The sequence below is a fragment of the Leptothrix ochracea genome (assembly GCF_041083635.1).
GTDB classification, from domain to species: Bacteria; Pseudomonadota; Gammaproteobacteria; order Burkholderiales; family Burkholderiaceae_C; genus Sphaerotilus; species Sphaerotilus ochraceus.
Genome location: NZ_JBFPHB010000006.1, coordinates 63,230 through 90,043, shown reverse-complemented (window position 1 = coordinate 90,043; position 26,814 = coordinate 63,230). Strand labels below are relative to the sequence as shown.

Genomic DNA, 26,814 nt, shown 5'->3' with positions numbered 1-26,814 from the left:
CGCGCTTCGCGTCCGTAGCTCAGTGGATAGAGTATCGGCCTCCGAAGCCGAGGGTCGTGGGTTCGATCCCCGCCGGGCGCACCATCATTCTCCCCCCCATTGGGGGTCTGGAATACCCCCTTTCGGGTTGTTCCTATGGGGTCTTTCCCTGAGTAACCTGCTCGTTACGGCAAATTCTGCTATTGCCGAGGGAGCTAGTCATGGAAAGACGTCATGTTTTGGCCTTGGGTTGTCTCGCAACCCTGATGCCATGGGGTGTTTACACCGAAGCCGCTGCTGCCGATGTGCCTTTGCTGCTGGCACGCAATCTCGGTCCCCATGTCGATCCGGCCAACTATCTGATCAGTGAAAAGTTCGACGGCGTGCGCGCTGTCTGGGACGGTGAGCGCCTGCGTTTTCGCAGTGGCAACACGGTGCCGGCGCCAAGCTGGTTCATCGAGCGTTTGCCCTCACAAGCCTTGGACGGTGAGCTTTGGCTCGGTCGCGGGCGTTTTGAGGCAACTTCTGCGCTCTTGCGTCGAGCGGTGCCGGTGGACGCCGATTGGCGCGAGTTGCGCTATCTGTGCTTCGAGCTGCCTGAGGCGGCGGGCCCTTTTGCCGAGCGTGCTGAGCGTCTTCAAGGGATCGTCCATAACATGGGGTGGAATCAGCTGGCGGCGGTCGATCAGAGCCGGGTGGCGGACCGCTCTGAGTTGCAAGTGCGCTTGCAAGCCGTCTTGCGAGCGGGTGGTGAGGGCTTGATGCTGCACCGCTTGGATGCGCCGTATCACACCGGGCGCAGCGAAGCACTTTTGAAGCTCAAGCCTTTTGATGACGCCGAAGCGGTGGTGATCGCTCATCTGCCGGGCAAGGGTCGCCATGAGGGCCGACTGGGGGCCTTGCGGGTGCGGGCCACGGATGGGCGGGAGTTCAACATCGGCAGCGGTTTTACCGACGCTGAGCGCGACGAGCCCCCGCCCGTGGGTTCGGTGGTGACCTACATTTATCAGGGCTTGACGGCCAAGGGCCAGCCACGTTTTGCCCGTTTCATGCGGCTGGCTGTGGGGTATTGATCGCTATGTTTTTCTGTCGTTGGATGCGTGTGTGGGGTTCGGGCTCGATGTGTTGTGTGGCGACGGGTGCTGTCTGGGCGCAGACCGAGCCCGAGCCACCGCGCCTTGACACGGTGGTGATCACGCGCCAAGCCCCGAGTTTTCAGCCCCAAGCGGGCAAGACCGAGATCAGTGGCGCCGAGCTGCGTATGGTGCCGGGCTCGGGCGGTGACCCGATGAAAGGCTTGCAGGCCTTGCCCGGCGTGACCTCCACCAGCGATGCCAACGGCGAGCCGGCCATTCGCGGCAGCGGCCCCAAAGACAACACCTATACCGTGGATGGGCTGCCGGTCGGCTACTTGTTCCACGTCGGCGGCTTGGTCAGTGTTTTGCCAGTCGATCTGGTGCGCAGCTTTGAGCTCTACAGCGCTGCGTGGGCGCCGCAGTTCGGCAACGCCATCGGCGCGGCGCTGGATGTCAATCTGCGCAAGCCCCGCACCGACCGGCTGGGCGGCACGCTCAACGCCAGTTTCTTTGGTGTCGATGGCGTGGTCGAAGGCCCGGTGGGTGAGGATCAATCCTTCTATGTGGCCGCGCGGCGCAGCTACATCGACCTGCTGCTTAAAAGCGTCGAAGACAAAAAATCGGGTGTGACGCTGACCTTGCCGCGCTACGCCGACTACCAAGCCAAGTACCTCTGGCGGCTCAACGCTGATCAGCGCGTGTCGCTGCACGTCAACGGCGCGGGCGACGAGTTGTCGTTCAAGCTGGCCGGGGACTCCAACTTGGGCACCCAGCAGCCGGTGCTGGTGGGCACGAGCGAGATTCAAACCGCCTACGGCACCCAAGCTTTGGTGTGGGACGCCGCTTTCAGCGCCGATGCCCGCAACCAGTTGGCGCTGGGCCACACCCTGAATCACCAAAGCACCCGGATTGCCGCTGCCGGTCAGGTGGGGGTGGCGGTCGATAACGTTTTTGTGCGCGAGACCATGGACCTCCAGCCGAGCGAGCACCATGAGCTGACGCTCGGCGCGACGCTCGACCTGACCCGCATCGACGTCAACTTGGACATCAACGCTGCGCGATGCACCTCGTTCGACCCGAATTGCGATCTCACCAGCGCGCCGCGCCAGCAAGTCAGTGAGGTGGTCCATGCCCGAGGTTGGGCGCTGCACGCCCAAGATCGCTGGCAGTTGGATCGGGACTGGAGCTTGGCGCTGGGTGCGCGCCACAGTGGCGAGGACTATTTGCACACCCGCTATACCGAGCCGCGCTTGGGGCTGGACTGGCGCTGGTCCAGCCGCACCACGCTGCACGCCGGTTGGGGTTTGCATCACCAAATGCCGCCGGGCGATCAGATCGTGGCGGGCTTGGGCAACCCCAATCTGAGCCAGATCCGGGCGCGTCACAGCGTGCTGGGGCTGGCGCAAAAAGGCGCGGGCGGCTGGTCGTGGTCAGCCGAGGCTTATCACAAGCAATTTGACGACTTTGTGGTGGCGGACCCGCTGCGCAATTACATCAACGGTGCCAGCGGCACGGCGCGCGGGTTGGAAGTGCTGCTCAAAAAAGATCCGGCCGGCTCCGCTTTTTCAGGCTGGATGGCGCTGAGCCTGTCCCACTCCGAGCGCCACAACGATGTCACCGGCGCGCTCTTTCCCTTTGAGTTCGATCAGCCGGTGGTCGCCACCGTGGTCGGCACCTACAAGCCCGAAGATCGCTGGCAGTGGGGCGGCAAGTGGACGTATCACACCGGCTCGCCCATCACGCCCATCGTGGGCGCCGGCACCTTCCCCGACGGCCGCGCCCGACCCATCTACGGCCCCATCAACAGCGAGCGCCTGCCGCCCTATCACCGCCTCGACCTCCGCGTGGACCGCATCGTCTCAGCGCGCCTCAAGTTCTTCTTGGAATCCATCAACACCTACGGCCGCCAAAACCTCTCGGGCTACAACTACAGCGCCGATTACCAAACTCGCGAGCCCGTCAACCAACTGCCCCGTTTGATCTCGTTTGGGGTGAATTTCAGTTGGTGAACCGCCCACTGCGGACCCGCACGGTGGGTGGTGTGGGGGCTGGGAGTTATTAGATGCTCCCGGTTACCTGATTGGGCGTCACAGCTTCTTCTTCAACTCGTCCATCAGCTTCACAATTTGCGCCTTCTGAATTTCAGTATCTTCAACCTGAAGAAACTCAACTGCCCGAAAGTCATCGCCGCGCTTTCTGTTTTGTGGTGGCTCGAGCCCTTCGATAAGCAATGCCTCCATCGTGACGATGAGCATTGTTAGATCGTAGGTAACGGCAGAGGCTGTGAGCGAACCATCCTCATCAACCGAGTAGACCCCGAACCAAGAAAAGCGATCCCACCGCCCGTTTAGTCGATCATTGATGTGTTGGCGGAGACGAATGCCAAGTGGCTGATCCGTCGTGCGGCCAACATAGACAACAGTTCTTCCGTCATGAAGGAGATACACGCCCTTTTCGTTACAGAAGTCGACCGCAGTACTACCAGGTTGCTGTTGGCCGAGAATTCTTGGGGTCGATGTCCACAATACGTTACTGCGAGACCAGTACATGCCGAAGGCATTGATAAGGCCAGTTTCGTCTGGCTCTGGTACTGGGTGCTGCTCTGGTATGCCAGCCGCTTGGGGTTGAGTGGAGGGAGGTGTCCGCAGCCAATAGCGTCCCCTATCTACGCGAATAAAGGGGGAGTCATTTCCTTCGTTTTGGATCGATACCGAGATGATGCTGTTGACCGATGCGGCTGGCGTCGCACCAAACTCTGTACGTAGTTCCTGCTTTGCGATTGCCTCGGCAATTTCTGTGTAGTGCATTGCCTCCGTGCTTCCTCGGAGTACGGTAGTGATTGCGTCACGCCAACTAAGGTTTGGCACAGCTTTTTACCTCCAAATGGGTTAAGCGCATCACCTGCCAGTTCGCTGGATGTGACCTGTTACGCTGGTAATGACTTCATGAATGTCATCGTAAGTCATTGAAATACTTCTGAAAAGAGCCGTGAGCAACAAATTTATGGGAGCGGATAGGTCGCCTGATTTTCAGGCACAGCCAACCCGCTCTAGGCGGCAACGGTGTGTTGGCTGAGTGGGTCTAGGGCGGTTTCAAGCCCTGGGGGCAGGTTGGATGTCGAAGGGTTTAGACCACGTCGTGCAGGTAGCGCACTTTGACTTTGCGGCCCTTGAGTTTGCCGGCGTCCAAGCGTTTGAGGGCTTCGTCGGCGTGGCTGCGGGCGATGGCGACGTGGGCGGTGTAGTCACCGACGTTGATCTTGCCGACCAGTTTGGCGTCCAGGCCCACATCACCCGTCAGCGCGCCAAGGATGTCGCCGGGGCGGATTTTGTCTTTGCGGCCGCCCAGAATTTGCAGCGTGATCATCGGTGGGCGCAGTGGTTCGGGGCGACCGTCGGGTTCGGCGGGCAGGGCTTCAAAGACGGTTTCGCGGCCTTGGAGCAGCTCGATGCGGCCCACGCGGCCCATTTCTTCCATGCTGACCAAGTTGAGCGCCAAGCCTTGGGCCCCAGCGCGGCCGGTGCGGCCGATGCGGTGCACGTGCACTTCGGGTTCATGGCAAACATCGACGTTGATCACGGCGTCCATGTCGGCCACGTCCAAGCCGCGTGCGGCCACGTCGGTGGCCACCAGCACCGAGATGCTGTGGTTGGCAAATTGCAGCAGCACTTGATCGCGTTCGCGCTGTTCCAGCTCGCCGTGCAGCGCCAAGGCCTCGATGTCGTGGGCCTTGAGCACTTCGACCAGATCGCGGCATTGCTGGCGCGTGTTGCAAAAGGCCAAGGTGCGGCTCGGGCGATGGTGCCAAAGCAGCAAAGTCACGGCGTGCAGGCGGTCGGCTTCATTCACCTCGAACCAATGCTGCTCGATGGTGCTTGCGCTGTGCTGGGCGTTGAGCTCGATGCGCTGCGGCGTGCGCATGAACTGCTGCGCCAAGGCGGCGATGTCGTCCGGGTAGGTGGCTGAAAAGAGCAGCGTGAGCCGGTCTTTGGGGCAACGTTTGACGACTGCGCGGATGTCGTCGATGAAGCCCATGTCGAGCATTCGGTCGGCCTCATCGAGCACCAAGGTGCTGAGCTGCGCCAAGTTCAGGCTGTCGCGTTCCAGGTGATCCATCAAACGCCCGGGCGTACCGACCACGATGTGCGCGCCGTGCGCTAGGCTGTCGAGCTGCGGCCGGATGGGGCTGCCACCGCACAGGGTCAAGATCTTGATGTTGTCCTCAGCGCGGGCCAAGCGGCGGATCTCTTGACTGACTTGATCGGCCAGCTCGCGCGTGGGGCATAGCACCAAGGCTTGGACATCGAAGCGGCTGGCTTCGATGCGTTGCAGCAAGGCCAAGGCAAAGGCGGCGGTCTTGCCGCTGCCGGTGGCGGCTTGGGCGATCAGATCTTTGCCGGCCAGCGCCAAAGGCAGGGCGGCGGCTTGGATGGGCGTCATCGCCGCATAACCCAGGCGGTCCAGATTGGCCAGGGTGGCGGGCGAGAGGGGCAGGGTCGAGAAAAGTTGGGGGTTCATCCCGGGATTATCGGGCCGACCCCCATGGCGACCACGCCGCCTTAGAAGTTGTGGCGCAGTCCCAGTGCCACGCTGCTGCCATCGCTCAAGCCATCGACCTTTTCGCTCATGCCGACCAAGTACAGATCGGTGTAGCGCGTCAGGGCGCGGTCATAGCCCAAGGACACGGTGGTGCGTATCGGTTGGATGTTGAATTTGGGCACGATCCGGCCTGCTTGCAGCATGATCGACGAGCCCTTGCCAAAGCTGAGCGTGGCACCTAAGCCGCTGATCTTGCTGCTGAGCGCTGTGGTCATGTTTTGCACCTCACCGGACTGGGCAAACAACTTCACCGGGCCCAAGGTGTATGACGTTCCGATTTGGCTGGTGCGGGTGTCATCCACCGTCTGGGTGGGGCTGTCTTTGCGAACGGATTGCTGGCTGTAGGACAGCCCCATGCCGCCCTTCCAATAGCCCAAGGTGTAGCCCCAGTTGCGGCTCCCGCTGCCTTCGCCGGGGGCTGCCATCACACTGGCATTGAAACCATCAAAGGATGGGCTGACGTAGAGCACCGAATCGTTCCAGCCCGTGTCGCCAGAGACGGTGTTGCTGCTGAAGTACTGACGCACCGCCGGGGAAAAGCCGAAGGAGTCACCGAAGGCGTTATGCACCACCGTCGAGATGAACAGCGGGGTGGTGTTGCGACCGCCGGTCAGCGTGCCGTACCGGCTGTGTTTCAGGCCGACATGGGCCGCGCGGGTGAACTGGCCATCGCCGGTGAAACGGCCCGTCTCGCCCGTGTCTGGCCGCAGAAATTGCTGGAGTTGGAACAGCGCACTCCAGCCCATGTTGAGCTCTTCGTTGCCTTCGATGCCCAACCAACTGGTGCTCATGCTGCCACTTTGGACGCCCGCAAGACCCTTGCTGATGCCGGGCGCTTGGCTGGTGCCAACGCTCATATCGATCAAGCCGCCGATTTTGAGGGTGGTGATGGCCGAGGCGGGCATGGCCGCGCTCAGGCTGGTCAGGGCCAAGGCGGCTACAACAGGCCGGGTGAGAGGGGGGTGGGCAGGGTTTTTCATGGTTCTCTTTCAGTCGCTTGTCAGCAAGCCCTTGGTTTCGATGAAGCGGATCACCTCATCGAGTCCTTGCTGGGTTTTGAGGTTGGTCATCACGAAGGGCCGTACCCCGCCTTGGGGCATCCGGCGCATGCGCTCCGTGTCGGCTTTCATGATGTCGAGGTTGGCGCCCACATAGGGAGCCAGATCGGTTTTGTTGATGACGAACAAGTCGCTCTTGGTGATGCCGGGGCCGCCCTTGCGCGGGATCTTCTCACCGGCGGCCACGTCGATGACATAGAGCGTCAAGTCGGAGAGTTCCGGGCTGAAGGTGGCGGCCAAGTTATCGCCGCCGCTTTCAATGAAGACAATGTCGGCGTTGGGAAACTTCTCCAGCATCCGGTCCACCGCTTCGAGGTTGATGGAGGCGTCTTCGCGGATGGCGGTGTGCGGGCAGCCGCCGGTTTCCACGCCCATGATGCGCTCGGGCTCCAGCGCCCCGGCCACGGTGAGCAGGCGCTGGTCTTCTTTGGTGTAGATGTCGTTGGTCACGACCACCAAGTCCCACTTCTCACGCATGGCTTTGCAGAGCCTTTCCAGCAGCGTGGTTTTGCCCGAGCCGACGGGGCCGCCGACACCGACACGCAAGGGTGGCCGTTTCTTGGTGCGCGGGTTCGACTGAGACGTGGGGGCCGTGTTGAAGGTGTTGAGCATGGTTCAGGAGCGGAACAGGCGTGAATACTGAGCCTCGTGCTGGGCCGAGAGGATGGCCAGCATGGGGGTGAAAGCTTGCTGCTCGGCCTCGGGCAGATGCATGGCGCGCTCCACCACCGCCGGGATGGCCTCGCTCAAGCCTTGCAAGATACGCTGACCGGCGCTTTGACCCAAGGGCGCGGACTTGAGCGCCGCTTGGACCATGTTCTCGGCCCAACCAAAGGCGTGGGCCAGCAGGGCTTGGCGCAGGGGCGCGCCGGTTTGTGCGGCCGCCAAGGCGAAAGCCACCGGCCATGTGGGTGCTGGGCGTAAACCGCCCAAGTGCTGCACGCGGGGCTCTTCGGCATGGCGCTGGCGCAGCCAGTCGTGCAGCGAGCGGCCCATTTGCTCGGTTTGCTGGCGAAACTCGCTCGATTCGCGCGTCATGCGCACCCACGTGTTCAGCGCCTCGATGCCCGCCAAGTCGTCTTGCTGCCAAGCCTCGAACGCTCGGGCCACCACCGGCAGATCGGCGCGGCCCAAGGCCAGCACCAACTGATCGTGCAACCACGTGGTGGCTTCGGCCTCGTTGCTGACCCGCGCGGACGCGACCGCCGCTTCCAGACCTTCCGAGTAGCTGAAGCCGCCCACCGGCAAAGCGGGCGAAGCCAGCCACATCAACTGCAAAAAGGCGGAAGGGTCCATCACCGTCAGCACTGTCAGCACTGTGTGGGGGTCAGTGGTCGTGTTTGCAGTGCGGCCCATGCACGTGCGGTGCCGGGGCCGCTTTGACGGGGATGGCCACGGGGATCGCCACAGCTTGGGCGGCGTGATCGTGCCCATGCCCATGACCGCTGCTCACGTAAGCCCCGCCTTCGGGCTCGAACGCGGCTTGGGTTTCGGTGACGGTGAGGTGCATCTGGCGCAGCATCTCGGCCAGCACGTGGTCGGGCTCCAGCTTCAGGTGATCGGGTTGCAGCTCCAGCGGCACGTGGCGATTGCCCAAGTGATAGGCGGCGCGCACCAAGTCAAAGGGCGAGCCGTGTGTGGCGCAGGCGCGCACTTCGAGCACGGCTTGGGGGGCGGCCAGCACCTTGATCAGCGAGCCATCTTCAGCCACCAAGACATCGCCGCCGCGCACCACACTGCCTCGGGGCAAGAAGACCCCGAGATGGCGTCCGCTGGCATCGGTGGCGTCGAAACGGCTTTTCTGGCGCACGTCCCAATCGAGTTCCACCGTGGAGGCGCGTTTCAAGAGCGCAGCGGCCAGACCCTGGCCTTGGGAGAGGAGTTTGTTGACGGTAAGCATGGACCGCACTTTAACCCCACGCCGAGCGCTGCTCGCCGCTCGGCGTCAGCGCCTCAAGGCTGCAAGCAACCCTGCGCGCTCCAGCGACACAGCGGCGGCGGGCTTTGGCGCAAGCATTGATTGGCTGAGCAGATCACCGCGCCCAAGGTCCAGCTCGAAGCCGCCCTGGGGGCCGTGACAGGGATGTGCAGCGCTTGCAAATAGCGTTGCAGGTAGATCGGCCGGAAGCAGGCCACCGCTTCTTCGCCCACATATTTGCCCCGGCCCAAGCAGTTGGTGTTGACGTCGTTCGGGTTCATGTAATTGAACGAGCCGGTCAGGAACCAGCGTGGGCTGTCGGCGCGTTCGGTAGGGATGCGGCGATGGCTGCCGCGTTGGCCGTGCTCAAAGTTGTAGGGGTCCACGATGCTTTGGGTGGCATCTTGCAGGGCCAAGGTGCTGGCGCAGTCCAGCGCTTTCCAGCCGGGGTGATCCACGCCCGCACCGTAAGCGCAGCTTGGGGCCACGCCCAAGGTGTGCGGTGCTTCGTCCTGACCCAGACCAAGGAAGGAATAGCTGTAGATCCGCATCGATTTGCCATCGACTTTGACCATGCGGGTGGCGTCGTCCGAGGCCTCGCAGCGCTTGCAGGGAAAGGTCACTTGCGAGGACGCGCCGCCCATCTCGGCGATGCCAAAGTCGCTGCGGCCTTTGCGCTCTTGGCGCACCGCCAGCCAGGCGTAGAGACCTTCTTCGAAGCCCGTGAGGGTGCGGGCTTCGACCGGCACCGTGCGGCCCAAGCGATCTTGCAGCCGATCACTCAACCGCTGGCGCACATCGCTCCACAAGGCGGCGCTCAGCGCGGGGTGTTCTTGTTCGGCCAGACGCATGCCAGCGGTGGCGAAGATCTGCGCACCTTCCACCCAGCATTGGCTGGCCCAGTCGAAGCCTTGCCATTCGGGCTCGCCTTTGTCATCTTTCGGGCCGTCATGGCGGATGGCGTCCAAGGCATTCGCCACCTCGGTATTGACCGCCTGCATGTCAGCGTGATGCCGGCCCCGGATCTCGCGCACCGGGTCGGCCAAGGCTGAAACTTTGGGCCCCAGATGCTCTTCCCAGTCCCGGCCCTTGCGGACAAACACCGCCAGCCGTGTGCCGCTGCTGCCCGCATCAAAGATCACTTGGCAGGTGGGCAGGCTCTTGGGGGCTGCCGCCAGCACCGTCCCGCTCGACCCCAGCCCGGCCAACAAGGCACCGGCCAACAACACGGAGCGAGCAAGGGTGAGCGGTGGGCTGAGTTTCATGGTGCAGGGCGAGGGTTGAAGAAGGGCGAGGTGCGAGGGGCGACGGTCGATCTGGGTTTAGCCCGCCAGCCCCGCGAACACGTTTTGCACGTCTTCGTTGGCGTCGAGCGCGGCGAGGAAAGCTTCGACTTCTTCGAGCTGCTCAGTGCTCAGGCTGCTTGGAGCGATGGGGTTTTTCGGCTTGTAGCCGAGCTTGGCCGAGAGCACCGTGAAGCCTTGAGCGGGCAGGGCGCGGCAGACCAAGTCAAGATCAGCGGCCTCGGTCACAAAGACGGCCACGCCGTCGTCGTCAGCGGCTTCAAAGTCTTGGGCCCCGGCTTCGATGGCGGCCATTTCCACATCGGCCCCAGCCGCAGCCGCTTCGGCCTCGATCAGACCGACGTGTTCAAAATCCCACGACACCGAGCCCGATGTGCCCAGGTGGCCCTTGCGAAACAGCACGCGCATTTCTGAGGCCGCGCGGTTCACGTTGTCGGTCAAGCACTCCACCATCACCGGCACGCGGTGCGGCGCAAAGCCTTCGTACATGGCGTGCTCAAAATGCACCGTCTCACCCGTCAAGCCCGCGCCCTTTTTGATGGCGCGCTCCAAGGTGTCTTTGGGCATCGAGACCTTGCGGGCTTGTTCAAGCACCAACCGTAAACGCGAATTGGCCGCCGGGTCCGCCCCATGTCGGGCCGCAATCATGATGTCCTTGGACAGCTTGCCAAACAGCCGGCCTTTGGCGTTGGCTGCGAGATCCTTGTGCTTGGCTTTCCATTGCGCGCCCATGTTCTGCGTTTCCTTGTGTTGTTGAGTCGATATGAAGTGCGCAGAGATTCTAGGTGAGGGGACTTGGGTCAGCACTTCCTGTCATCACGGGTTGTGGCTCGTACCCACCAGCATCACATCCGGTAAATGGGCCAAGACGCTGGCGAAGTCGGGATGGGCGTGCAAGGCATGGATGACCACCGGCAAGGGCTCGGCCCAGATTTCGGACAAGTCCCGTTCCGCTGTTTCGCGGATGGCAAAGGCCAGTTGCTCTTTCGGGGGACAGAACTGTGCATCCACCCCCGCTTTGTTGCCGCGCGCATCCATGCGGTACCAGCCGTGCTTTTGCAGATAAACGGCGTTGAGTCCATGCAAGCAATACGGTGGCCCCGACTCGCCCACCGACAAGCGCTGATAGCACAAGCCTGTCGGCACCCCATGGGCCCGCAACAAGGCTGCGAGCAGATGACTCTTGGCATAGCAGTAGCCCGTACCGTGGCGCAGCACATCCGAGGCCCGACAGGTGACCGGATTCAGTTTGAAATCTGAGCTGTGCTTGATCTGGTCCCGCACAAACTCGAAACAGCGCCGCACCAGCTCTTCTTCCTCCCCCACCCCTTGTGCCAACTCTCGCGCCAACGCCGACACATTTGGGGCATCAAAGTCAATGAAGGTGCTGCGGGCGAGATAGGTTTGCATGGGGAGGGTGGCGTCTTCAAAACAAGAAATACCTCTGCGCCATTGGCAGTGAGGTCGCGGGTTCGCACGTGAGGAGTTGACCGTCGGCGCGGACTTGGTAGGTTTGGGCGTCGATGTCCATCACCGGCAGGTAGGCGTTGTGGATCATGTCGGTTTTTTGGACGCTGCGGCAGCCTTTGACGGCGGAGGTTTGTTTGCGCAGGCCATAGCGTTCAGCCACGCCGGCTGAGGTGGCTGCTTGGCTGAGGAAGGTGAGCGAGGTGCGGGCCACCACGCCGCCGTAAGCGCCAAACATCGGCCGGTAGTGGACGGGCTGCGGCGTCGGGATCGAGGCGTTCGGATCACCCATGGCGGCCATGGCGATGAAGCCGCCTTTCAGAATCAGGCTCGGTTTGACACCGAAAAAAGCCGGACGCCAGAAGACCAGATCGGCCCATTTGCCGACCTCGATCGAGCCGACGTCGTGGCTGATGCCGTGGGCCAACGCGGGGTTGATGGTGAGTTTGGCGAGGTAGCGTTTGACGCGGGTGTTGTCGTTGCGAACGTTGTGTTCGACTGTCGAGCCCTCACCCCGGCCCTCTCCCCCAAGGGGAGAGGGGGCCAACCATCCGCGTTGCTCCTTCATCTTGTGCGCGGTTTGCCAGCAGCGGATTTGGACCTCGCCGACCCGGCCCATGGCTTGGCTGTCGGAGGAGAACATGCTGATGGCACCCAAGTCGTGCAGGATGTCTTCGGCGGCGATGGTTTCGCGGCGGATGCGCGATTCGGCAAAGGCCAAGTCTTCGGCAATGCCCGCGTCGAGGTGGTGGCAGACCATCAGCATGTCGAGGTGTTCGTCGAGCGTGTTGACGGTGTAGGGCCGCGTCGGATTGGTCGAGCTGGGCAGCACGTTCGCTTCGCCGACCACCTTCATGATGTCGGGCGCGTGGCCGCCGCCCGCGCCTTCGGTGTGGAAGCTGTGGATCGTGCGGCCTTTGAAGGCGGCGACGGTGTTTTCGACAAAGCCCGATTCATTGAGCGTGTCGCTGTGGATCGCCACTTGCACGTCGGTTTCTTCGGCCACCGACAAGCAGGTGTCGATGGCGGCGGGCGTGGTGCCCCAGTCTTCATGCAGCTTCAGGCCGATGGCCCCGGCATCAACCTGCTGGCGCAGGGCTTCCGGGCGGCTGGCGTTGCCTTTGCCGAGAAAGCCCAGATTCATCGCAAAAGCGTCGGCGGCTTGCAGCATGCGGGCGAGGTTCTCGGGGCCGGGCGTGCAGGTGGTGGCAAAGGTGCCGGTGGCCGGGCCGGTGCCGCCGCCGATCATGGTGGTGACACCGCTGCTCAGGGCTTCTTCGATCTGCTGCGGGCAGATGAAGTGGATGTGGGTGTCGATGGCACCTGCGGTGACGATCATGCCTTCGGCAGCGATCACTTCGGTGCCGGGGCCGATGACGATGTCCACGCCCGGTTGCACGTCCGGGTTGCCCGCTTTGCCGATGGCGCAGATGCGTGAGCCCCGCAAGCCGATGTCGGCCTTGACGATGCCCCAGTGGTCGAGGATCAGCGCGTTGGTGATCACGCAGTCCACCGCATCCCCCGCACCCGGCCCGTTCATGCGCTGGCTCTGACCCATGCCGTCGCGGATGGTTTTGCCGCCGCCAAACTTCACTTCCTCGCCGTAGCCGCCGGCGCGCAAGGTGTAGTCGGCTTCCACTTCGATGATCAAGTTGGTGTCGGCCAGCCGCAGGCGGTCGCCCACCGTGGGGCCGAACATTTCAGCGTAAGCGCGTTTGCCCAGCGTGGCCATCAGAGGGCTCCTTGTACCAAACCGCGAAAACCGTAGACCTGTCGATCCCCGGCGTAATCCACCAGCTCAACCGTGCGTTGTTGGCCGGGCTCGAAACGCACCGCCAGCCCGCTGGCAATGTTGAGCCGCATGCCGTGCGCGGCCGCGCGATCAAAGCGCAGCCCGGCGTTGGTCTCGGCAAAGTGGTAATGCGAGCCGACTTGAATGGGGCGGTCGCTGGCGTTCTCCACCACCAAGCTCAGCGTGCGCCGACCGGGGTTGAGGGTGAGCTCGCCGTCATCGGTGAACAGTTCGCCGGGAATCATGGTCCGCCTCCCGCGTCAAGCCAGCAGCAGCGCTGCACCGAAGGCCGCCGAAGCGAGGCCCGCCGCCCGAGCCAGCCAGACTGAACGCTCGCGCAGCAGCCCACCGATCAGCAGACCCGCCCCATGCAGCAAGCCGGTGGCCAGCACCATGCCCGCCAGCGCGGAGCCGCCCGCCAATTCGCTGCCGTGCGCCGCGCCGTGGAACAGGGCAAAGCCGCCCACCAACACCATGCCGACCACCGTCGGCAAAGCTTGGCGCGTTGCCACCAAAAGGCCCAGCACCAAAAGCGAGGTGGCGATCATGGGCTCCACCGCTGGCAAGCTCAGGCTGCTTGGTGCCAGCAGGGCGCCGATCAGCAGCAAGCTGGCGAAACTGAGCGGCACCATCACCCGTGAGCGCCAGCCCGCCCGAGGCGTGGCCAGTGCGCTCCAAACGCCGACCGCCAGCATCGCCACCAAGTGATCAAGGCCTGTGAAGGGGTGGGTGAAACCGGCTGCGAAGCCTGCGTTGAGGCTGTGATGTCCGTGGGCATCGGTGCCGACATGGGCCCAGACCAGTGAGGGCAAAAGGGTGGCGATGCCGAGGGCGGCGAGACGCGCAAAGGGGGTCATGGTGATGCTCCGTTTGGGTGCGGGTCGTGCGAGATCAGGCGGGATTAGGCAATCGGTTGGTGCACGGTCACCAATTTGGTGCCGTCGGGGAAGGTGGCTTCGACTTGGATGTCGGGGATCAGCTCGGGGATACCGTCCATGACCTGATGGCGTGTGAGGATGGTTTTGCCTTCGCTCATCAAGGTGGCCACGGTTTTGCCGTCGCGGGCTCCTTCCATGATGGCCGCGCTGATCAGGGCCACGGCCTCGGGGTAGTTGAGCTTCAGCCCCCGGGCCAAGCGGCGCTCGGCCAGCAAGGCGGCGGTGAAGATCAGCAGCTTGTCTTTTTCACGCGGGGTCAGTTCCATGGGTGCGTCCTTGCAGGATGGATGCCAGCTTGCCTGAGTCGGCGCGCAGCTGGTGCGATTCTTGAACAGGAGCGGGCATGCCTCCGCCATCGACCCTTGAGCCCACCCAGCACGTCATCAAAATCCGGCGCGACTACAACGCGTGGGTCGCCAGCGAAACGCTTGAAGATTACGCCTTGCGCTTCACCCCGCGCTCGGCCCGCCGCTGGGGCGCTTGGCGGGTAGCGAACACGGCCTTCGGGGGCGCGGCGTCGTTTTTGGTGCTGGAAGCGGTCGGGGCGACACTTTTGGTGCAGTACGGTTTCGTCAATGCCGCCCTTGCCATCCTCACCACCGGGCTGATCATTTTGGTGGCGGGTGTGCCCATCAGCTTGTACGCCGCACGCTGCGGCGTGGACATGGATCTGCTCACCCGGGGGGCCGGTTTTGGTTACTTGGGCTCGACGCTGACCTCGCTGATCTACGCCGGTTTCACCTTCATCTTCTTTGCCCTCGAAGCCGCCGTGATGGCTTACGCCTTGGACATGGCCTTCGACATCCCGCCCGCTTGGGGCTACTTGATCTGCGCCTTGGTGGTGCTGCCGCTGGTGACGCACGGCATCCGCACCCTCAGCCGTTTGCAGGTCTGGACCCAGCCGCTGTGGCTGCTGCTGTTGATCACGCCCTATGTGTTTGTCTTTGCGCACCATCCCGGCGTGCTGGCCGAGTTGGCGCGCTACGGCGGCCAAGCGGGGTTGACGCATGTCGATGCGCAGGCCTTTGGTGCGGCACTCACGGTCGGGATGGCGCTCATCACCCAAATGGGCGAGCAGGCCGATTACCTGCGCTTCATGCCCGAGCGCGCCACCCTGGGGAGAGGCCGCTGGCTGGCGGCCACCTTGCTCGGCGGGGTGGGTTGGGTGGTGCCGGGGGTGTTGAAGATGTTGGGTGGAGCCTTGCTGGCTTGGCTGGCCTTGAGCCACGACGTGACCCACGAGGTGCCGCTGGAGCGCGCGGTCGATCCGAACCAGCTGTACTTGGGAGCTTTTGAAGAGGTGTTCGCGCGCGATGACTTGGCGGTGGCGGCCACGGCGCTGTTGGTGCTGGTGTCGCAGCTCAAGATCAACGTCACCAACGCCTACGCCGGCTCGCTGGCGTGGTCGAACTTTTTTGCCCGCCTCACCCACAGCCATCCCGGTCGGGTGGTTTGGCTGGTGTTCAACATTGGCATTGCGCTGCTGCTGATGGAGATGGATCTGTTTCAAGCCTTGGGCGGTGTGCTGGGGCTGTACGCCAACATCGCCATCAGCTGGTTCATGGCGGTGGTGGCCGATCTGCTCATCAACAAACCGCTGGGCTGGTCGCCCAAGGGGATCGAATGTCGGCGCGCGCATTTGCATGACCTCAACCCGGTGGGCGTGGGCGCCATGGGCTTGGCCTCGGTTGTGTCGATCGCAGCGCACTTGGGCGCTTTTGGAGCCTTGGCCCAAGCGTGGTCGGCCCTGATCGCGCTGCTGACGGCGTTGTCGGTTTCGCCGCTGATCGCTTGGGCGACCCAAGGGCGTTTTTATCTGGCGCGCCTGCCCGCCCAACTTCCAGCACACGCTTGTGGCTGCACGGTGTGTGCCGGCACGTTTGAGGCCGAAGACATGGCGCTGTGCCCGGCTTATGGGGGCTCGATCTGTTCGCTGTGCTGCACCTTGGATGCGCGCTGCCAAGACCGCTGCAAACCGCCCGAAGCGCGCTGGTCGGTGCAGAGCGTGCGGCTGCTGAGATGGGTATTGCAGCGGCTCTTGCCGCGTGCGCTGGGGCCCTATCTCGACAAAGGTTTGGGCGACTACTTGGTGTTGATGCTGGGGGTGCTGCCGCTGCTGGGCGGCTTGCTGAGTTTGGGCGCGCTCAAAGCCTTTGCTGCCCTGAGTGTGCTGGCCGGGGTGGGCGTGTGGTGGCTGGTGCTGGCGCAGCAAAGTCGGCGGGTGGCGCAGGAGGAAGCTCAGCGCCAGACCCAAGCCTTGCAAGACGAGATCGCGCGCCATCGCCAAACCGATCTGGCCTTGCAAGAGGCCAAGCGGCGCGCGGATGCGGCCAATCAGGCCAAGAGCCGCTACATCACCACCATCAGCCACGAGATGCGCACGCCGCTCAACGCCATCTTGGGTTATGCCCAACTGCTGGAGGAAGACGCCAGCATGCCGGCCCATCGGCGGCACGCGCTGAGCGTGATCCACCGGGGCGGGGATCATTTGCTCTCGCTGATCGAGGGCACGCTCGACTTGGCGCGCATCGAAAGCGGCAAGCTGAGTCTGGACGTGCGTCCGATGCGCTTTGTGCAAAGCCTGCGCGAGATCAGTCAGCTCTTTGAGCTGCAAGCCGCCGCCAAAGGCCTTGGCTTTAGAACCCTGCTGGACGCCGGCTTGCCTGAGGCTGTGCGCGCCGATGACAAGCGCCTGCGCCAGATCCTGATCAACGTGTTGGGCAACGCCGTCAAGTTCACTCGCCAAGGCGAGGTCGTGCTTTGGGTGGGCTACACCCGCGAGATGGCGCGCTTTGAGATCCGCGACACGGGGCCCGGCATGACGCGTGACGAGCTGGCGCGGGTCTTTGAGCCTTTTGAGCGCGGCGCGGCCGCTGGCGCTGGGCCCAGTGAAGGGCAGGGCACCGGCAGCGGCACCGGGCTGGGGCTGACCATCAGCCGCATGTTGACCGATTTGATGGGCGGCGAGTTGACGGTCGAGAGCACGCCGGGGGTGGGCACGGTGTTCCGGCTCAAGCTCTTTTTGCCCAGCGTGGCGGCATTGCCAGCATCCACATCACCCACCCCATCGCCCATACTCGCTCCGCCCCCGGATCAGCCGCCCGCCTTGAGCGTGGCGTTGTGCTCCGGGCTGCAAGCGGTCCGCTCGGCCGCTGCGCTGGGCCATGTGCGTGGGGTGCTGCGTCTTTTGGAGACGCTTGATACCGAGCTTGGCCCCGAAGACCCTCACCGACCGCTTTTGGCGCAGCTGCGCCTTCTGGCCCGCGCCTGCCAGCTCAACGCTTTGGACGCTGCGATTCAACAAGCGTTGTCACCCGCTTTGCCACCCACCTCATCGCCATGATCACCATGAACCACGACCTGGGTTTTGACCGCAGCAGCACCGATCTGATCTTGATCGTCGATGACGTGCCCGACAACTTGGCCGTGCTGCACGACGCGCTCGACGAATCGGGCTACACCGTGCTGGTGGCCACCGACGGCCCCTCCGCCCTGAGCCGCGCTGCGCAGGCGCAGCCCGATCTGATCTTGCTCGACGCCGTGATGCCGGGCATGGACGGTTTTGAGGTGGCGCGCCGCCTGAAGGCCGAACCCGCCACTGCCACGATGCCGATTGTTTTCATGACCGGCCTGACCGACACCGAGCATGTGCTGGCGGCCTTTGCGGCGGGTGGTACGGATTACGTCAACAAGCCGATCCGGGTGCGCGAGGTGCTGGCGCGCATCGCCACCCATTTGCACAGCGCCCGCGCCCAGCGCCAAGCGCGCAACGCCTTGGACGCTTTCGGCCACGCCACGTTGGTGGTGCAGGTGCCTGACGGTCGGCTCCTTTGGCAAACTGCCTTGGCGCGCCAGCTGCTTGAAATCCACTTTGCCAGCGATGGCCGCTTGGCCCCGCCCGCGCTGATCGCGTGGTTGCAGCGCCTCACCATGGCTAGCCTGGGTAGCTTGGGCGGCCCTTGGCCAGGTTCTGCACCGCCCCCGTCCCTGACCCTGAACGCCGGTTGTCGCCGCCTGCGCTTCACCGTGCACGAAGCCACGGGCGAGGATCAATGGCTCTTGGTCCTGCGCGAAGACGACGACAGCGCCACCCTCGACGCCCTGATCCAAGCCTTCAAACTCACCCCCCGCGAAGCCGAAGTCTTGGCCTGGGTCACCCGGGGCAAAACCAACCGCGATATCGGCGACATCCTCGGCTCCAGCCCCGCCACCGTCAAAAAACACCTCGAACACGTCTACGAAAAACTCGGCGTGGAAACGCGCAATGCCGCGGCAGCGGTCGCCTTGGCCAGCGTGCGGCAGTTGGGGGGTGGATGACGGCTTTACTGAGCCTGAGCGTGAGCGCTCAAAACAAGCCCGCAGCAATGTTGATGGTCAGGGCGAGGACGGTGGTATTGAAGAAGAAGGCCAGGATGCAGTGCAGCACGCCGATGCGGCGCAGGGCGGAGTGGGTGAAGGCGACGTCGGCGGTTTGGCCAGAGGTGCCGATGACGGCGGCGAAGTAGAAGAAGTCGCCGTAGCTTGGTTGGGCTGTGCCGGGGAACGCCAAAATGTCGGGCTGCTTGCGAGCGCGGGCGACGTAGAAATCGTGGGCGTAATGCAGGCCAAACAAGGTCTGGGTGAACAGCCATGAGCTCACCACCGTCAGCCCGGCCAAACCGAGGTGCAGGTGCTTGAGCATGCCCGACATGTCTTTGACCGCCGCGATCTGTGAGCCGACGGCCAGCAGCACCGCCACGGCGGCCGCCACCACCATGGTCAGTACCAAGATCCGGCCCTCGTTTTGATGCAGCGCGCGGTGTTGCATCCGGGTCGCATCGGAGCGCAGCACCATGTGCAGGGCCAGGCCGAGATACAGCAGCGTGCAGGTGTTCCAGCCGATCAGCACGCGCGCCTCGGCGTGATGCACCAGCGCCTCGGGCAAGGCCAGATAGACCAGCCCGCCGGCCAAGATGGCGGACCACAGTCGCGGGCGGGTGCGCAGGATGCGCATAAAGCGAGAGGGACTGCGAAACATGGTGATGCTTGGGGTGGTGGTTGGGTGGTGGGTGGGGGCGGGTCAGCGTGAGGCTGGCGATGGTAGGGCAAGGGACCTCGACGCGCTGATGCCCGACTTTGGTGCGTTGAGCGCTGCGCTGCGCACCACCCGCTTGCTACGCCATCCGTCGTATTTCCTTGCTGGGGCGTGGCGATGACACTGGGTTTCATTCCTTCACCAACCTTGTGCCTCGCCATGAAATCTTCCCGTCGCACCTTTGCCAAGCATCTCAGCGCTGTTGCCGTCGGCGTGAGTGCCGTTGGGCTGCCGCTCTGGGCGCAGGCCGCCGACACCATCAAGGTCGGGGTGCTGCATTCGCTCTCGGGCACCATGGCCATTTCGGAAACGGTCTTGAAGGATGTCGCCTTGATGGCGATTGAAGAGATCAACGCCAAGGGTGGTTTGTTGGGCAAGAAGTTGGAGCCCGTGGTGGTGGACCCGGCGTCGAACTGGCCGCTGTTTGCGGAAAAAGCCAAGCAGCTGATCGACCAAGACAAAGTGGCCGTGACCTTTGGTTGCTGGACATCGGTGTCGCGCAAATCGGTGCTGCCGGTGTTTGAAGAGAAGAACGCGCTGCTGTTCTACCCCGTGCAGTACGAAGGCGAAGAGCTCAGCAAAAACGTCTTCTATACCGGCGCAGCGCCCAATCAGCAGGCCATTCCGGCGGTCGAATACCTGATGAGCAAGGACGGTGGCTCGGCCAAGCGCTTTGTGCTTTTGGGCACCGACTACGTCTACCCGCGCACCACCAACAAGATCTTGCGTGCCTTCCTGAAGTCCAAGGGTGTGAAGGATGCGGACATCTTGGAGGAGTACACCCCCTTCGGGCACGCCGACTACCAAGGCATCATCGCCAAGATCAAGAAGTTCGCTGCTGAAGGCAAAAAGACGGCGGTGGTTTCAACCATCAACGGTGACTCGAACGTGCCGTTCTACAAAGAACTGGGCAACCAAGGCCTGAAGGCGACCGACGTGCCGGTGGTGGCGTTCTCGGTGGGTGAGGAAGAACTGCGCGGCGTCGATGCCAAGCCGCTGGTGGGCCACTTGGCGGCGTGGAACTACTTCATGTCGATCAAGAACCCGACCAACGCCGCTTTCATCAAGCAGTGGAGTGACTACGCCAAGGCCAAGAAGATTCCGGGTCATGCCGACAAGCCGCTGACCAACGATCCGATGGAAGCGACCTACATCGGCATTCACATGTGGGCGCAAGCCGTGGCCAAGGCCAAGAGCACCGACACCGACAAGGTGATCGCCGCCATGGCTGGTCAAACCTTCAAGGCTCCGGGTGGTTTCACCAGCACCATGGACGCCAAGAATCACCACCTGCACAAGCCGGTCTTCATCGGCGAAGTCAAAGCCGACGGCCAGTTCTCGGTGGTCTGGAAAACGCCCGGCCCGATCAAAGCTCAACCTTGGAGCCCGTACATCGCGGAAAACAAGGGCAAAAAAGACGAGCCTGAGAAGAAGTGAGACCCCAAGCCATGTTGCGCCCCTTGCGGTGGATCTCATGGCTGTGCGCGGGCCTGCTTGCCTTGAGCAGCAGTGCCCACGCCCTCAGCCCCCAACAGGCCTATGCCATCGCGGCGGGTGAGCCAGATGCGCGCATCACGGCTTTGAATCAGGCGGTGGCGGAGGCCGACCCGGCCTTGGGCCGCTTGGTGCAAGCGCTGCTCGACGATCAGGTTCGGGTCGCGGGCAGCGTGGCCTATGTGGTGCAGGCCGACGTGGCCGTCGGGGCCGTGATCGCGGGCAGCGAGGCTCCAGCCCCTTTGCCGTTGGACGCCGAAGAGGTGGTCAACAACAACCGCATGCGTGCAGCCCTTGAAGCGGTGATGGGCGCGCTGCGTTTGGTCTCGCCCGAGGCCAAGGTCCGCCAAGCGGCCATTCAAACTTTGAGTCAACAAGCGTTGCTGCCGGCGCAGTTGCCGCTGATCGACAAGGCGCTGGCGGTGGAGCCCGATTTGGGTCTGCAAGCGCAACTCAAGATGATGCGGGCCACGCTTTGGCTGGCTTCAGAGGAGCGTGATCAGCGCCTCCAAGCCGCGCATCTGCTCGGGCAGAGTGCTCAAAGTCAAGCCAAGAGCCTGCTGCAAGATCGCTTGGGGCCAGAGGGCGAAACCGATCTGGAAATTCGCAGCGCCTTGATGATGTCGCTGGCGGCGGTCGAGAACCGTCTGGCTTGGGGCGAGCGGCTTGGGGTGCTCTTTACGGGCTTGAGCTTGGGCTCGATCCTGCTGCTGGTGGCCCTCGGGCTGGCGATCACTTACGGCCTGATGGGTGTGATCAACATGGCGCACGGCGAGCTGATGATGATCGGCGCCTACGCCACCTACATGGTGCAAAACCTGTTCCGCCAACACCTGCCAGGCTACTTTGACGCTTACATCGTGGCGGCGATACCGGCCTCATTTTTGGTGGCGGCGCTGGTTGGGGCGGCCTTGGAGCGCAGTGTGATCCGCTGGCTCTACGGGCGTCCGCTGGAAACGTTGCTGGCCACTTGGGGCATCAGTTTGATGCTGATGCAAGCTGTGCGCAGCTTGTTTGGTGCGCAAAACGTGGCGGTCGAGAACCCGAGCTGGCTCTCGGGCGGTGTGCAGGTGCTAAGCAATCTGACGCTGCCCTACAACCGCTTGGCCATCATCGTCTTTGCTTTCTTGGTGCTGGGCGGCGTGGCGCTGATGATCGCCAAGACCCGCTTGGGCCTTTTTGTGCGCGGCGTGACCCAAAACCGCCGCATGGCTGCTTGTGTGGGCATCCCCACCGCCCGCATCGACACCTACGCCTTCAGCTTAGGCGCCGGGATCGCGGGCTTGGCAGGCTGCGCGCTGAGTCAGATCGGCAACGTCGGGCCGGACTTGGGCCAGAGCTACATCGTTGACGCCTTCATGGTGGTGGTCACGGGCGGCGTGGGGCAGTTGGCTGGCACGGTCTACGCCGCACTGGGTTTGGGGGTGCTCAACAAGTTGCTGGAGGGCGTGGCCGGCGCGGTGTTGGCCAAGATCATGGTGCTGGTGTGCATCGTGGTGTTCATCCAAAAGCGTCCCCAAGGACTGTTTGCCCTCAAGGGCCGGAGTGCTGACGCATGAGCCTGAACATGAAGTCTTTGAGCGGGGTGGGTGTGCTCACGGTCGTGCTGGTCGTGCTGGCGGGGGTGCCGCTGCTTCACTTGGCCGTGCCTGCATCGAGCCCGCTGCACGTGGGCGACTACGCCGTGCAGTTGACGGCCAAGATCATGTGTTTGGCCATCTGTGCGCTGGCGATGGACCTGATCTGGGGCTACACCGGCATCCTGAGCTTGGGGCATGGGCTGTTCTTCGCCTTGGGCGGCTACGGTATGGGCATGTACCTGATGCGCCAGATTGGCCATGACGGCAACTACAAAAGCGATTTGCCCGACTTCATGGTCTTTCTTGACTGGAAGTCGCTGCCTTGGGCTTGGTCGTGGAGCGACAGCTTTGTGCTGCAAATGCTCTTGGTGCTCTTGGTGCCGGGCTTGCTGGCGTGGGTGTTTGGCTTCTTCGCTTTTCGCTCGCGCATCAAGGGCGTGTACTTCTCGATCATCACGCAGGCCATGACCTTCGCGGCGATGCTGCTGTTCTTTCGCAACGAGACCGGCTTTGGCGGCAACAACGGCTTCACCGACTTCAAACGCATCTTGGGCGTGCCCTTGGCGCAACCCTCGACACGCATGGTGCTGTTTGTGATCACGGGCCTGAGCTTGATCGGTTTTTTCTGGCTGGCGCGCTGGATCGTCGCCAGCAAGTACGGCCGGGTGCTGCAAGCCCTGCGCGACGCTGAAAGCCGCGTGATGTTCACCGGCTACAACCCGCTGCACTACAAGCTGAGCATCTGGACGCTCTCGGCGGTGATGTGCAGCGTGGCCGGCGCGCTCTATGTGCCGCAGGTCGGCATCATCAATCCGGGTGAAATGAGCGCCGCTGCATCGATCGAGATCGCCGTCTGGACGGCGGTTGGCGGGCGCGCCACGCTCATCGGGCCGATCATCGGTGCCTTCTTCGTCAACGGGGCCAAGAGCTGGTTCACGCAGGTTTTTCCCGAGTTTTGGCTCTACTTTCTGGGCGGATTGTTCATCGCGGTGACGCTGTTCTTGCCCCAAGGCATCGTCGGCTTGTTGCGCTTGTTTCGCCACAAAAAGGAAGCTAAGTCATGAGCATGGAGCTGTACGGCGGGCGTTTGGCCAAGATCGGCGAGCCCGATTTCACCCACGGTGTGGCGCTTTATCTCGACGACATCACCGTGAGCTTCGACGGCTTTCGGGCCTTGAACGAGCTGAGTTTGTCGATCAACGTCGGTGAGCTGCGCTGCATCATCGGCCCCAACGGTGCGGGCAAGACCACGATGATGGATGTCATCACCGGCAAAACCCGGCCGGATGCTGGCACCGCCTCTTTTGGCTCGACCATCGATTTGCTGCGTCTGCGCGAACACGAGATCGCCCACATCGGCATCGGGCGCAAGTTCCAAAAACCCACGGTCTTTGAAGAGCTGAGCGTGTTCGATAACTTGGAGCTCGCCCTCAAGACCGACCGGAGCGTGTGGGCCAGTTTGTTCCACCGCTTGAGCGGGGAGCAACGCGACCGCATCGAAGCCACCTTGACGCTGATCCACTTGAAAGAGGCGTGGCAGCGCACTGCTGGTTTGCTCAGTCACGGCCAAAAGCAGTGGCTGGAGATCGGCATGCTTTTGATGCAAGAGCCCCAGCTTTTGCTGCTCGACGAGCCGGTGGCGGGCATGACCGATGAGGAAACCGAACGCACCGCTGAGCTGTTTTTAAGCTTGGAAGGCAAGCACTCCTTGGTGGTGGTCGAGCACGACATGAGCTTTGTCGAGCAGCTCACCCAAGGCCGCAAGACCGTCACCGTGCTGCACGAAGGCCGGGTGCTGGCCGAAGGGCTGCTGGCGGATGTGCAGGCCAACGAGAAGGTGGTTGAGGTTTATCTCGGCCGATAAAACGACAAGCAAGAGAGAAGCAAGATGCTCAACGTGGCCGGTCTTCATCAGTATTACGGCGGCTCGCACATCCTGCGCGGGCTGAACTTTGTGGCGCAACCCGGCGAGGTCACGGTGATCCTCGGGCGCAACGGCGTGGGCAAGACCACGCTGCTCAAAAGCTTGATGGGCGTGGTGCCAATTCGCTCGGGTTCGGTCACGCTGAGCGGGCTTGACATCAGCCATCAAGCCCCTTTTGAGCGGGTGCGCCGGGGCATGGGCTACGTGCCGCAGGGCCGCGAGATTTTTGGTCGCCTGAGCGTTGAGGAAAACCTGCGCATGGGTTTGGCCTCCCGACCCGCCAGCAGCGTCATCCCACCCGAACTCTTCGAGCTCTTTCCGGTGCTCAAGACGATGCTGCACCGCCGGGGCGGTGACTTGTCCGGTGGCCAGCAGCAGCAACTGGCCATCGCCCGCGCCTTGGCTCCCGGCCCCCAATTGCTGCTGCTCGACGAGCCCACCGAAGGCATCCAGCCCAGCATCATCAAAGACATCGGCCGCGTCATCCGCCGTCTGGCCGACGAAGGCTTGAACGGCCAGCGCATGGCCATCGTGCTGGTCGAGCAGTTCTACGACTTCGCCGCCGAACTCGCCGACCAATACCTGGTCATGGAACGCGGCGACATCATCGCCCAAGGCCGTGGCCCCACCATGGCCGCCGACGGCGTGCGGGCGATGATGGCGATTTGAGGGGGCAGTCCCCCCCGTTTCACCCCTTAAGTTCGCCAAATACGCGGCGGCTCAGCGTTCAGGCCCCAAGCGTGTTGGCGCCAAGCGGCGCGGATGCGGGTGAGCAGGGCCATGAGGGGTTCGACGCGGTTGGCCAGGGCGCGGACGACGACGATGCCTTCGTGGGGGCTGGTGGCACCGGCCCAAACGGGGGCGTTGACTTCGGTGGGGAGGAGATCACGGGCGGCGTCGAGCAGGCCTTCGCGTTGAGCTTTGGCCCAAGCGTGGCCTTGGGCGAACCAGATCATGCCGAGCACACGCTGGCCGGCCAAGCCCAAGGGGGAGGCCAAGAGGGTGTGATCGTGGGCGTCGATGCGGCCACGTTCCAGCCAGCGTCCCGGCAGCTCCAGATGCTGCTCGAAGCAGCCGTCTTCAAAGGCCGCCCCAGCGGCGGGGAGTCCGAGCGCCACGCTATCCCAGCCGATCATCGCGGCTTCGGGGGCGAGTTCGAAGCGCAGGTGGTTCCTCGCCAAACAGCCGCTGTAGGCGATGCTTTCCATCGGCAGCCATTCAAGCCGTGCGCCTGCTGCGAGCTTGGCGACCACCCCTTGGCGGGCCAGCTTGCCCGCGCTGCGATAAAAGCGCGTCGCTCCCGGCGTGGTGATCAGGGCGTGACTGTCGGCTTCGAGGTCGAGGTCCAGTTGCAAGACATCGCCGCCCACCACCCCGCCTGGGGGGTGGACCAGCACATGGTGGCAAATGCCGGGGCCTTCGGGGTAGAGCCGCTGCAAGACACGCAGCGGCCCTTGATGACGGTCATGGGCCAAGGTGCGCAGGGGGCCCGCACCCTTGTCACGCCAATAGCGCAGCTGGAGATGACCCAGCCAAGAAGCCGCATCGTGCGGCTGTGGCTGTAGCTGCACCGTCATGAACGCATCGACTTAGAACGCGTGACGGATACCAAGCGCCACGCCGCCGCCGTCCGACGAGGCCTGATCCAAGGTGTCACGCATCCAAGCGGCGTAGACATCGGTGTGCTTGCCCAGATTGCGGTCGTAGCCGATCGACAGGGTGCGACGCGAGGTGGTGGTGCCGTTCAGCGGGGTGCTTTCGAGGATGCCCCATTGCGCCAAGATGGCGGCGTTGGTGCCCAAGGCGATCTTGGCGCCGAGGCCGCTGATCTTGTTGTCGGTGCCGGTGGTGTTGTTCTTCACATCACCGATTTGGCCGTAGAACTTGACCGACTTCAGATCAAAAGAGCCACCGACTTGCCACGTGTGGGTGTCGTCCGTCGGAACGGTGGGGCTGACGTCTTTCTTGACGTCTTGCATGGCGTAGCTCAGCGCCAGTGCGCCCGAGAAGTACATCGCGTTGCCGCCCCAGTTGATGCCGTTGCTGCCTTCGGCTTGGGCGTTGATCAGGTTGACGCTCAGGCCGCCGATGTTCGGGCTGCTGTATTGCACCGAGTCGTTCCAGCCGCTATCGCCGGTGACGGGGCCGAGGAAGTAGTGGCGGATGGCCGGGGAGACGCCGAAGGAGTCCCCAAAAGCGTTGAACACCAAGGTCGAGACAAACAACGGCGTGGTGTTGCGGCCGATGGTGGCGGTACCCAGCGTGGCGGACTTCAGGCCCAAGTAGGCGTTGCGGGTGAAGAGGCCATCGCCCGTGAAGCGACCGGCTTGGGCGGTGTCGTTGCGGATGAATTGTTCGGCGGCGAGGATGGCCGTCAAACCGTTGCCCAGTTCTTCGCTGCCGCTGAAACCGATCCAGCTGGTGCTCATGTTGCCGCTGTCCACCGCAGAGGTGGCCGATGCCGCACCGGGGGCCTTCATGGAGGACACGCCCAAGTCAAACAGCCCGTTGAATTTGATGCTGGTTTGGGCCTGCGCCACTGTGGGCAAAGCAGCGATGCTGGCGAGAGCGGCCGTGGCGATCAGGGTACGGATGGCAGTGGTTTTCATAG

At 63.2% G+C, this 26,814-nt stretch carries 26 protein-coding genes and 1 tRNA gene; 11 read left to right on the top strand and 16 right to left on the bottom strand.

The genetic code is table 11. The annotated features are described in order from the left end of the window. Nucleotides 1–8: 8 nt before the first annotated feature. The 3 genes from AB3X39_RS02985 to AB3X39_RS02975 all read left to right on the top strand — a co-directional run bounded on the left by AB3X39_RS02985 (nt 9) and on the right by AB3X39_RS02975 (nt 3,064). Nucleotides 9–84: transfer RNA gene (locus AB3X39_RS02985), tRNA-Arg, on the top strand. Nucleotides 85–200: 116 nt separating this feature from the next. Further along, a complete protein-coding gene (locus AB3X39_RS02980; protein WP_369415870.1) occupies nt 201–1,052 on the top strand; it encodes a DNA ligase in 852 nt (283 codons plus the stop codon). 23 nt (nt 1,053–1,075) lie between these two features. Next, on the top strand, nt 1,076–3,064 hold the full coding sequence (locus tag AB3X39_RS02975) for a TonB-dependent receptor plug domain-containing protein (protein WP_369415869.1): 1,989 nt from the start codon (nt 1,076–1,078) through the stop codon (nt 3,062–3,064). Between the two features lie 78 nt (nt 3,065–3,142). Here AB3X39_RS02975 and AB3X39_RS02970 read toward each other — a convergent pair whose 3' ends face one another. From AB3X39_RS02970 to AB3X39_RS02910, 13 genes are all read right to left on the bottom strand, one after another. Next, complete coding sequence (locus AB3X39_RS02970; RefSeq protein WP_369415868.1) at nt 3,143–3,922, bottom strand: HTH domain-containing protein; 780 nt, start codon at nt 3,920–3,922, stop codon at nt 3,143–3,145. A 259-nt stretch (nt 3,923–4,181) separates the two neighbouring features. Next, nucleotides 4,182–5,573: an ATP-dependent RNA helicase DbpA gene (gene dbpA / locus AB3X39_RS02965; protein WP_369415867.1), complete on the bottom strand. Its 1,392-nt coding sequence runs from the start codon at nt 5,571–5,573 to the stop codon at nt 4,182–4,184. A 41-nt stretch (nt 5,574–5,614) separates the two neighbouring features. After that, a complete protein-coding gene (locus tag AB3X39_RS02960) occupies nt 5,615–6,634 on the bottom strand; it encodes a porin (protein WP_369415866.1) in 1,020 nt (339 codons plus the stop codon). Nucleotides 6,635–6,643: 9 nt separating this feature from the next. Beyond that, nucleotides 6,644–7,324 carry an urease accessory protein UreG gene (gene ureG / locus AB3X39_RS02955; RefSeq protein ID WP_369415865.1) on the bottom strand — a complete coding sequence of 227 codons (681 nt, stop codon included), beginning with the start codon at nt 7,322–7,324 and terminating at the stop codon, nt 6,644–6,646. A 3-nt stretch (nt 7,325–7,327) separates the two neighbouring features. After that, entirely contained in the window at nt 7,328–8,008 is a 681-nt protein-coding gene (locus AB3X39_RS02950) for an urease accessory protein UreF (RefSeq protein ID WP_369415882.1), read from the bottom strand. Nucleotides 8,009–8,039: 31 nt separating this feature from the next. After that, entirely contained in the window at nt 8,040–8,612 is a 573-nt protein-coding gene (gene ureE / locus AB3X39_RS02945) for an urease accessory protein UreE (RefSeq protein WP_369415864.1), read from the bottom strand. A gap of 53 nt (nt 8,613–8,665) precedes the next feature. Further along, nucleotides 8,666–9,895 carry a hypothetical protein gene (locus AB3X39_RS02940; RefSeq protein WP_369415863.1) on the bottom strand — a complete coding sequence of 410 codons (1,230 nt, stop codon included), beginning with the start codon at nt 9,893–9,895 and terminating at the stop codon, nt 8,666–8,668. A 57-nt stretch (nt 9,896–9,952) separates the two neighbouring features. Continuing rightward, nucleotides 9,953–10,666 (bottom strand): YebC/PmpR family DNA-binding transcriptional regulator, encoded by a 714-nt coding sequence (locus AB3X39_RS02935; RefSeq protein WP_369415862.1) that lies wholly within the window; start codon nt 10,664–10,666, stop codon nt 9,953–9,955. Between the two features lie 84 nt (nt 10,667–10,750). Then, nucleotides 10,751–11,344, bottom strand: coding sequence for a transglutaminase-like domain-containing protein (locus tag AB3X39_RS02930; RefSeq protein ID WP_369415861.1), 594 nt, complete (start codon nt 11,342–11,344; stop codon nt 10,751–10,753). A 16-nt stretch (nt 11,345–11,360) separates the two neighbouring features. Beyond that, nucleotides 11,361–13,133, bottom strand: a complete 1,773-nt coding sequence (gene ureC, locus AB3X39_RS02925) for an urease subunit alpha (protein ID WP_369415860.1) — start codon at nt 13,131–13,133, stop codon at nt 11,361–11,363. Continuing rightward, the gene (locus tag AB3X39_RS02920) at nt 13,133–13,438 is read right to left on the bottom strand and encodes an urease subunit beta (protein ID WP_369415859.1); all 306 of its coding nucleotides are present in this window, start codon (nt 13,436–13,438) and stop codon (nt 13,133–13,135) included. The genes ureC and AB3X39_RS02920 overlap by 1 nt, the downstream gene beginning before the upstream one ends. Before the next feature lie 15 nt (nt 13,439–13,453). Further along, nucleotides 13,454–14,050 (bottom strand): HupE/UreJ family protein, encoded by a 597-nt coding sequence (locus AB3X39_RS02915; RefSeq protein WP_369415858.1) that lies wholly within the window; start codon nt 14,048–14,050, stop codon nt 13,454–13,456. A 44-nt stretch (nt 14,051–14,094) separates the two neighbouring features. Further along, nucleotides 14,095–14,397 (bottom strand): urease subunit gamma, encoded by a 303-nt coding sequence (locus tag AB3X39_RS02910; RefSeq protein ID WP_369415857.1) that lies wholly within the window; start codon nt 14,395–14,397, stop codon nt 14,095–14,097. A 77-nt stretch (nt 14,398–14,474) separates the two neighbouring features. On the opposite strand from AB3X39_RS02910, the gene AB3X39_RS02905 reads away from it, so the two are divergent. Next, nucleotides 14,475–17,474, top strand: a complete 3,000-nt coding sequence (locus tag AB3X39_RS02905; RefSeq protein ID WP_369415856.1) for an ATP-binding protein — start codon at nt 14,475–14,477, stop codon at nt 17,472–17,474. Continuing rightward, nucleotides 17,471–18,448 carry a response regulator gene (locus tag AB3X39_RS02900; protein WP_473964882.1) on the top strand — a complete coding sequence of 326 codons (978 nt, stop codon included), beginning with the start codon at nt 17,471–17,473 and terminating at the stop codon, nt 18,446–18,448. Before AB3X39_RS02905 ends, AB3X39_RS02900 begins: the two co-directional genes overlap by 4 nt. Nucleotides 18,449–18,476: 28 nt before the next feature. Here the strand turns inward: AB3X39_RS02900 and AB3X39_RS02895 are convergent, their stop codons facing one another. After that, a complete protein-coding gene (locus tag AB3X39_RS02895) occupies nt 18,477–19,148 on the bottom strand; it encodes a DUF1345 domain-containing protein (RefSeq protein WP_369415854.1) in 672 nt (223 codons plus the stop codon). Here AB3X39_RS02895 and AB3X39_RS02890 point away from each other — a divergent pair. Genes AB3X39_RS02890 through urtE form a run of 6 tightly spaced genes read left to right on the top strand, consistent with a single transcriptional unit; the run spans nt 19,147 to nt 24,872 of the window. Continuing rightward, nucleotides 19,147–19,326: a hypothetical protein gene (locus tag AB3X39_RS02890; RefSeq protein ID WP_369415853.1), complete on the top strand. Its 180-nt coding sequence runs from the start codon at nt 19,147–19,149 to the stop codon at nt 19,324–19,326. The genes AB3X39_RS02895 and AB3X39_RS02890 overlap by 2 nt on opposite strands. 38 nt (nt 19,327–19,364) lie before the next feature. Then, nucleotides 19,365–20,642 (top strand): urea ABC transporter substrate-binding protein, encoded by a 1,278-nt coding sequence (gene urtA, locus AB3X39_RS02885; RefSeq protein WP_369415852.1) that lies wholly within the window; start codon nt 19,365–19,367, stop codon nt 20,640–20,642. 11 nt (nt 20,643–20,653) lie between these two features. Beyond that, the gene (gene urtB, locus AB3X39_RS02880; protein ID WP_369415851.1) at nt 20,654–22,258 is read left to right on the top strand and encodes an urea ABC transporter permease subunit UrtB; all 1,605 of its coding nucleotides are present in this window, start codon (nt 20,654–20,656) and stop codon (nt 22,256–22,258) included. Between the two features lie 8 nt (nt 22,259–22,266). Then, nucleotides 22,267–23,343: an urea ABC transporter permease subunit UrtC gene (gene urtC / locus AB3X39_RS02875; RefSeq protein ID WP_369415850.1), complete on the top strand. Its 1,077-nt coding sequence runs from the start codon at nt 22,267–22,269 to the stop codon at nt 23,341–23,343. After that, nucleotides 23,340–24,143, top strand: a complete 804-nt coding sequence (gene urtD / locus AB3X39_RS02870; protein ID WP_369415849.1) for an urea ABC transporter ATP-binding protein UrtD — start codon at nt 23,340–23,342, stop codon at nt 24,141–24,143. Before urtC ends, urtD begins: the two co-directional genes overlap by 4 nt. Before the next feature lie 24 nt (nt 24,144–24,167). After that, on the top strand, nt 24,168–24,872 hold the full coding sequence (gene urtE / locus AB3X39_RS02865) for an urea ABC transporter ATP-binding subunit UrtE (RefSeq protein WP_369415848.1): 705 nt from the start codon (nt 24,168–24,170) through the stop codon (nt 24,870–24,872). 26 nt (nt 24,873–24,898) lie between these two features. Here the strand turns inward: urtE and AB3X39_RS02860 are convergent, their stop codons facing one another. Continuing rightward, entirely contained in the window at nt 24,899–25,780 is an 882-nt protein-coding gene (locus tag AB3X39_RS02860) for an urease accessory protein UreD (protein WP_369415847.1), read from the bottom strand. 12 nt (nt 25,781–25,792) lie between these two features. Then, on the bottom strand, nt 25,793–26,812 hold the full coding sequence (locus AB3X39_RS02855) for a porin (protein WP_369415846.1): 1,020 nt from the start codon (nt 26,810–26,812) through the stop codon (nt 25,793–25,795). Nucleotides 26,813–26,814: the final 2 nt, after the last annotated feature.